The sequence below is a fragment of the Gemmatimonadota bacterium genome, assembly GCA_026706845.1.
In the GTDB taxonomy this organism is placed as follows: domain Bacteria; phylum Latescibacterota; class UBA2968; order UBA2968; family UBA2968; genus VXRD01.
Genome location: JAPOXY010000226.1, coordinates 1 through 7,146, shown reverse-complemented (window position 1 = coordinate 7,146; position 7,146 = coordinate 1). Strand labels below are relative to the sequence as shown.

Sequence of the window (7,146 nt, the reverse complement as noted above, 5' to 3'; positions counted from 1 at the left end):
AATATCCGTTACGACTGCCCAGTCGACGAGATATGGATGCAGTTCGGTCGCCCAACCATTCTCGGATGATGGAAAATAATAGGGCGCACCGATGTTCGCGATCATGTGCGCCATAAAGTAGCTGGGCAGAGCCGATCCGATCAGGGCCATTGCAAAGATGACGAGAAGCTCGGCTCTTGTGAGCATGGCCTTCGGGCGGATGGCCTGGATGACTTTGTTGAGGATGACAGCGATGATGAAGAAGGGAACCATCACGCCCCAGGGCAGATGGTCCTGCGCCATCTTGGTCGTATGACCGATGTGACGCGTATAGTGACCGCCCCAGGCCATGAAAGTCACACACAGCGTACCCAGCGCAATGGATCGAGCCGTTATGGCGTGCCGAAGTGGACGAATCTCCGGTTCAGCTATGGGTTGTTGTACCTCGGCCAATCAGAATCTCCAGGTCTATTGCTTGCCCATTCCCAATCCTCAGACCATGCGGGATCTCGCCATACCTCGGGCTTTCTCTGTCGGATGTCGAGAATTCTCATTGCCATCCTCAGGTCTTGTGAGACTTTAATTTTTATTCCTATTTTCGTGGTCTGGATATACAGCATTGAACACACGCGTTACCACATCGGGCGATGTCCGATTCTCAAAAGCCTCTAAAACCGGATCATTGGTTTCCCGCATTTGAGCCTGTAGAATCGCCCGTATTTCATCAGCTTTTGCACTGTATTCCGGGTCGTCAATCAAGTTTTTCAAACAATTGGGGTCCTGCTCCAAATCGTATAACTCTTCCGGTACGCGATACCGAAACATCCGCACCCGTTCCGCAATATCTGGATTTCCCGGTGCAGCCTCCTCCATTGCGTGCATTGTCAAGCCTTCATTGTTATTGCGGTACCGATAGTCATCTCGCACCCACATATTAAAGATGTATCCAAACTGATGATCCTGCACACATCGCATCGGCGTTGCTGCGCCACCAGCCTTAGAATCGATCTGTGTAAATACATGCTCCCTGCCTTTCTGCTTTTCACCTTTCAGTAGCGGCACAAAAGATTGCCCATCCACACCATCCAAAGCAGGCATACCAATTGCGTCTAACGCGGTCGGCAAGAAGTCAATGCCCGACATCAGTTCACTACATGTTGTACCCTCTTTTGCAACACCGGGCCACCGCACCAGCCACGGTGTGCGCGTACTCGCCAGATATACATTACACTTGGCAAACGGCACGGCCATCCCGTTATCCGACAAAAAAGCGACCAGTGTATTGTCTCGCAATCCTGCCTCTTCCAAAGCATTCATCACCGCCCCAAATGTATCATCCAGGCGTCTCACCGAATTGTAATACCACGAAAGTTCTTTGCGAATCAATGGAAGATCAGGCAAGAATCCGGGCACTTCAATTTCATTGGGGCTATACAACCGCGATGGCACCTCAGCACCACCCTTTGGTCCTTCATCTGGATTATAAAATGGTCGATGAGGATCATGAGAGTTCACCATAAAATAAAAGGGTTTGTCGGCGCTTTTACAGTTCTCGAAAAATTTCTTACAATACGCCCCATACTTCTGAGGGCTACGGCCAAACCCCAGGTCTTCTTGATCCCGACTAAAATCCCATGTAATCGACTCTTTTGGGGTTGAATGATTCACTTTTCCGAGAAGGCCAGTCATATACCCCGCATCACTCAATATTTCGATGATCGTCGGTGTGTCCTCAAATGTATGAAAGAACCCCATTCCACCATTGTTATAACTATAGCGCCCGGTGTTCAACACATTGCGACTTGGCATACAAATGGCAACATTCACATGCCCATGACTGAATCGCATGCCCTCTGCAGCAAATGCATCCAGGTTGGGGGAAATATCTGGCACGTTTGATCCAAAACAACCGAGTGAATCGCAACCCAAATCATCTGCTGTAAACAGCAGGATATTTAATTTACCTACCATACGATCCTCACTTCTTCAAATCTTTGTCTGTCAATTTATCCGATAATTTTCCAGAGCATCCACATTGAGTTCACATCCAAGTCCCGGCTTTGTTGGAACAATGGCTTCGCCCTTTTCAAATTGGATGCCATCCACAATCAAGTCATCTTCCCGCGTCCAACTCCCGACAAAATCACTGGGCATAACGCAATTTCGCGGCACACTCGCCGCGTGAAGATAGGCCATTTCCATTATGCCGAGGTCATTTCCAGATCCATGCCAGCAGGGAATACCAGCGGCATCGGCAATTGCCGCGTTATGGACAAATTGCCACATGCTGCCCCCCAGATTGAAAATATCTACTGCTTCCACCTTGATTGCGTTGATGATGTCGTGGGGATTCGCCAGATGCAATGCGACTGGAATTGTCGTTGCCGCTCTTAGTTGACAATACCAATCCAGGTTCCATTTCGCCATTGGATCTTCGAGCACGCCGACATTGCCGACTGCTTCGAATTGTTTTGCCAATGCGATGGCTTCTGCCGGGCGATAAAATCTCTGATTAGGATCAATTGTGCATTTGAATGACGCATCTGTGGCCTCCAGGATTGCCTGCACGCGAGCGACTATTGGTTCATCCGAGGTACATTTCATTTTTACACCGTGAAATCCGCGGTCGTAACCGAGCCGCGCATTAAGGGCTGAGTCTTCGGGCGTTTGATGACCGATCCAGTAATCCGCTGGTACGCGGTCTCTGTACGCACCGCCGAGCAGTTCGTGGACGGGGCAGTTTCGGATTTTGCCCACGATATCAAAAACAGCCATTTCAAAAGCCTCGTAACCCGCGCCAGTTCCCCAGCCGGTCAAATTCTCCCAATCGCGTGTGCCGCCCCCATCTTCAGATACAACCGGATCTCTGAAGGGCAGGACTGTGTTGCGGTGCGTGGCGGCGTCTCTGAATACGTTTTGCAGGCTCAGTTTGAGAGGGTCTCTTCCTTTGAGCTGGTTAAATCCCTGCCGAATTGCTCCTTCAGGCGTCCCGCGCGAGGTTTCTCCCAGTCCGTAAATCCCTTCATCGGTATTTAGCCTGATGATGTGTTTGGGGACCTGGTCCCAGCCCGCAGGGCCAAATGATGCGCTGTGTACACGGCCGGGTATGGTTGGGACAACGACTGTAATGATGTCAATGGATGCGATTTTCATGGCGTTTTTTTTGCAAATGTGCGAGAAGTTCCGGATTGAGTGATGCCTATATGCTCCGCCCGCCATCTACAATGAGATTTTCTCCTGTAACAAAGGGGCTGAGGATGAGTCCGAGGATGGCGTCGGCACAGTCTTCACCGGTTGCAACGCGGCCCATTGGCGTGGCTTCCAGGTGGAGTTTGCGGAATGCGTCCCAGCCGATTCCCCAGCGCGTATCGACAAAGCCCGGGGAGATGGCGTTGACCTGAATATCGGGTGCTTGACTGGTAGCCAGAGAATTCGTCAGGCATATCAGCGCGGCTTTGGATGCGGAATAGGCAATTGAACTGCCCTTTCCAGAGATACCGGAAATGGAAGCGACGTTGACGATGCTTCCACCGCCACTTTCTTTCATTTTTGGGATTGCTGCCCTGGCTGCGAAGAAGGCGCCCTTTACATTGACGGCCATTGCGCGATCCCAATCGTCCTCTTTCAGGTTTTCCAGGTCTTCCAGGGGTACGAACCGCGTCATGCCCGCGCTGTTGACGAGAATGTCGAGGCGGCCGAGTTCATCGACTACGCGATCTACCATTTCCCGAACGGCTGAGTCTTCCGATACGTCTGCTTTGACGGCGATGGCTTTGCGCCCCAGTGCTTCGATATCCGCACAGGTTTTGTTGGCGTCATCTTCAGATCGGCTGTAGTTGACGGCGACGTCTGCGCCTTCTGTGGCGAATAGCAGCGACGTCGCGCGACCGATGCCCGTTCCTCCTCCAGTGACAAGTGCTACTTTGCCATCGAGTTTTCCCATGGTGACTCCCTTCAATATTGTGTGTGTAAAATCGCTTAAATTAGGCGAAGATATACCCAAATGTCAATTGGGTTTTCAGGGCTGCCGCTCCCAGGTGAGCAGATTTTTGACCATAGCGCGAATGCGTGGATGATCGCTGTTTCGGAAGTGATCGTGCAGCCTGTCGGCACCCTGATTGTGTTTGCACAGGGCTTCGTAGTGTACAGAGGTTTCGGGTCGAGAGGCGAATTTCATCGCAATATAACTGCGCCCTTCTCGCTTGTCGTACACTGCGTGGTACAGGTATTGATTGAAGAAGATCAGATCGCCCGGTTTGACCGATAAAATATAACCCGGTAATTCATTACCACGCACGCCAAAAACGTCCATACTGGTGCCCGATGTCTGGGGCTGAAGTGCCAGCAAGGGGCAGTGAAAATGGGGCAAATGGGAACCCGGGATGACCCGCAGCGCGCCCGTATCTCGATCCATCTCCTGTAGATATATCATAATTTTGATGCGCGTGTAGTTCAGATCGATCTGCCCGGCCCGATCGCTGTGCCACTCGTGGTTGTTGGTCTCGTTAAAACTACCGCGATTGCCTTCAGATTGCCCCCATACAAAACCCGGTCCCAATAGATCTTCGATGGGTTCCCAGATGCGGTCGTCCCGGGGCAATTGTGATAAGATGGGGCGTCTTTCGATAAAGGGCACAATGGCTTGATAGCTGGTCGCTTCAGGGCGCGTTTGCAAATCTTCACGCCACAGAGATTCCGCCTCAGCGGTGATCACCTTCATTTCAGCAGATGAGAAGACCCGACGCAGAGCCAGAAATCCAAAAGTATCAAAGTACGCTTTTTGCTGGTCGCTCAACACTGTGGACTCCTTTTAACGGTTTTACAGGGTCTGGTAGTATATGCGAAAAAGGAAGTGTATTAAAGTGGAAATTGACGTCGTTCGATTCTGATGCGGCGTCTTTTTTTATTTTCTTTTTTGAATTTGATACCATATTGGAATAACGAGACGATTTCAATACAAGATACAGGAGATTCGGCCATGACCCCCGAAGAAAAATTCATGTTTGACCTCGAAGGTTATCTCGTCGTCAGAAACGTGCTCTCCAAAGAGGAAGTTGATCAATGCAATGAAGTTGCAGACCGCATCGCGCGCGACCAGTTTGAAATCTATCGAGACGATGGGCTAAAACTCGCCCGGAATATCACGCTGTGGGATCCCTGCGTTCAGGGTCTCATAGATCATCCCAAAATTATCCCTTATTTGATCGGACTTTTGGGACCGAGTATCCACTTTGATCAGGATTATTGCATTTTTTTGGACAAAGGCGGTTCCAAAGGTCCGCTGCACGCCGGTACGATGAAATCGAAAACGGAATTATTCCCATTTTTTTACACGTATCGCGACGGCATCATGCGCAATGGTTTGACAACACTGGTCTATGCGCTCACGCCCGTGCGAAAGGGCGATGGCGGTTTTTGCTGTATTCCAGGCTCGCACAAGTCCAACTTCCAACTCGATATCCCCGAGGATGTTATGTATTTCAGGCGGCCCGCCCATTATGTCGTACAACCCGAATTGGAGCCGGGTGACCTGATCATTTTTACGGAGGCGACAGTGCACGGCACTATGCCCTGGACAGCCAATCACGAACGCAGATCATTTCTCTTTAAATACAACCCCGGGAATACGATTTCATGGGCGAATTATTACAATATAGATGACTACGATCACTTGACCGAGAACCAAAAACGCATGATGATGCCGCCGGGGAGCCATGGTCCACAGAAGCCTCCAAGGCTTGAAGTCATTGCGCCATGATACACAAAGGAGACGGCGATGAAAGCAGCTATTTATTGCGGGCCGCATGATATCCAGGTGGCAGATGTGCCAGAGCCGGAAATCAATGCAAATGAGATTCTGGTGAGGGTGAAGGCGTGTGGGATCTGTGGATCGGATCTGCACGCTTATCGCATCGGGCTGTTTGAAGATTCTTTGGGACGTCCGATAGAGAAGGGCCTCATTATGGGGCACGAGTTTAGCGGTGAGGTTGTGGAAACGGGGCGAGATGTGCAGCGGTTTCAAGTGGGCGACCACATTTCTGGTGGGGGATTGGGTGGGTTTGCCGAATATCTTCCCCTGGAAGTCAATCCCGATCGTCCCTACAGGTTGCCCAAATCGATTAGCTTTGAAGAAGGCGCGATGATGGAGCCTCTCGCCACGTCGATACACGCAGTGGGTCTGGCAAAACCCATTGAAGGGGAAACCGTTGTTATTCTGGGCGTTGGGATTATTGGCCTGGGATGTATCCAGGTCATTCGGGCAACGGCGGGTGGGCGCATTATTGCGGTTGATACGTCGCCAAAACGGTTGGCTATGGCGCGCCAGTTGGGTGCAGATGAGATAGTGAATTTGACGGAAGTAGATCCCGTTGAAGCTGTTATTGAACTCACGGGCGGTGAGAGACCGGTGGAAAGATTCGGTGCGCGGGGAGGAAATGCCGATGTGGTGATCGATTCTGCTGGTGCGAAAGCCTCGCCCAATCAGGGTTTGACGATGCTAAAACAACAAAATGGTCGCCTCGTTCCCGTCGCATTATTCGAAGATCAACCCGAACTCGACTTTAACCAGGTGGTGCGCAAGCAAGTGACGCTTCAAGGGTCCTGGTCATGGACCCCCGATGATTACAGGCGGGGAATTGAACTCGTCAGGAGTGGGAAAATTGATCGGAAACCACTCGTTTCCCACGCTTTTCCTCTCGATCAAGCACCCGAAGCGTTTGCGACACAGGCAAAGCCAGGTGCCGCCATCAAAATTTTGTTAAAACCGTGAATAATAATAAAAATGGAATGGATAAATGAAGATCACAGATCTCACGCTCACGCTCTTCAAATGGGAAGGAATCCCTGCTGGCATTGCCAAACGCCACACCGGTCCCATAGGTGGCGATAGCCAGCTTGGTCTGCTCACGATCATTACCGACGAGGGGGTCGAAGGCCACGCCTTCCTCGGATCCTCAGGGCGCAGTGCCGAGTTCGATGCTGGATCCCTCATCCATTACTTGAAGCCAATCGTCATGGACCAGAATCCACTGGACCGCGAACGACTGTTCGAACTCATGATTCTCATCCAGCGCAACACGACCCTGCGTGCCGTCGGCGCAGTAGATGTCGCACTATGGGATCTTGCTGGCAAGGTTGCAGGCCTGTCAATCCACCAGCTTCTCGGCA

At 51.1% G+C, this 7,146-nt stretch carries 8 protein-coding genes; 3 read left to right on the top strand and 5 right to left on the bottom strand.

The window, feature by feature from the left end:
• From OXG87_20425 to OXG87_20405, 5 genes are all read right to left on the bottom strand, one after another.
• The coding region (locus OXG87_20425) for a hypothetical protein (GenBank protein MCY3871922.1) at positions 1–432 on the bottom strand (432 nt) is incomplete at its 3' end.
• Between the two features lie 126 nt (positions 433–558).
• Entirely contained in the window at positions 559–1,950 is a 1,392-nt protein-coding gene (locus OXG87_20420) for a sulfatase (GenBank protein MCY3871921.1), read from the bottom strand.
• Positions 1,951–1,980: 30 nt separating this feature from the next.
• Complete coding sequence (locus OXG87_20415) at positions 1,981–3,132, bottom strand: hypothetical protein (GenBank protein MCY3871920.1); 1,152 nt, start codon at positions 3,130–3,132, stop codon at positions 1,981–1,983.
• A gap of 46 nt (positions 3,133–3,178) precedes the next feature.
• A complete protein-coding gene (locus OXG87_20410) occupies positions 3,179–3,922 on the bottom strand; it encodes an SDR family oxidoreductase (protein ID MCY3871919.1) in 744 nt (247 codons plus the stop codon).
• A gap of 75 nt (positions 3,923–3,997) precedes the next feature.
• Positions 3,998–4,774, bottom strand: a complete 777-nt coding sequence (locus tag OXG87_20405) for a phytanoyl-CoA dioxygenase family protein (protein ID MCY3871918.1) — start codon at positions 4,772–4,774, stop codon at positions 3,998–4,000.
• A gap of 183 nt (positions 4,775–4,957) precedes the next feature.
• Here OXG87_20405 and OXG87_20400 point away from each other — a divergent pair, with 183 nt between their 5' ends.
• From OXG87_20400 to OXG87_20390, 3 genes are all read left to right on the top strand, one after another.
• Positions 4,958–5,737 (top strand): phytanoyl-CoA dioxygenase family protein, encoded by a 780-nt coding sequence (locus OXG87_20400; GenBank protein ID MCY3871917.1) that lies wholly within the window; start codon positions 4,958–4,960, stop codon positions 5,735–5,737.
• An 18-nt stretch (positions 5,738–5,755) separates the two neighbouring features.
• Positions 5,756–6,748, top strand: coding sequence for a zinc-binding dehydrogenase (locus OXG87_20395; protein ID MCY3871916.1), 993 nt, complete (start codon positions 5,756–5,758; stop codon positions 6,746–6,748).
• Positions 6,749–6,773: 25 nt separating this feature from the next.
• Positions 6,774–7,146 (top strand): mandelate racemase (locus OXG87_20390; GenBank protein ID MCY3871915.1); only part of this gene is annotated, 373 nt, incomplete at its 3' end.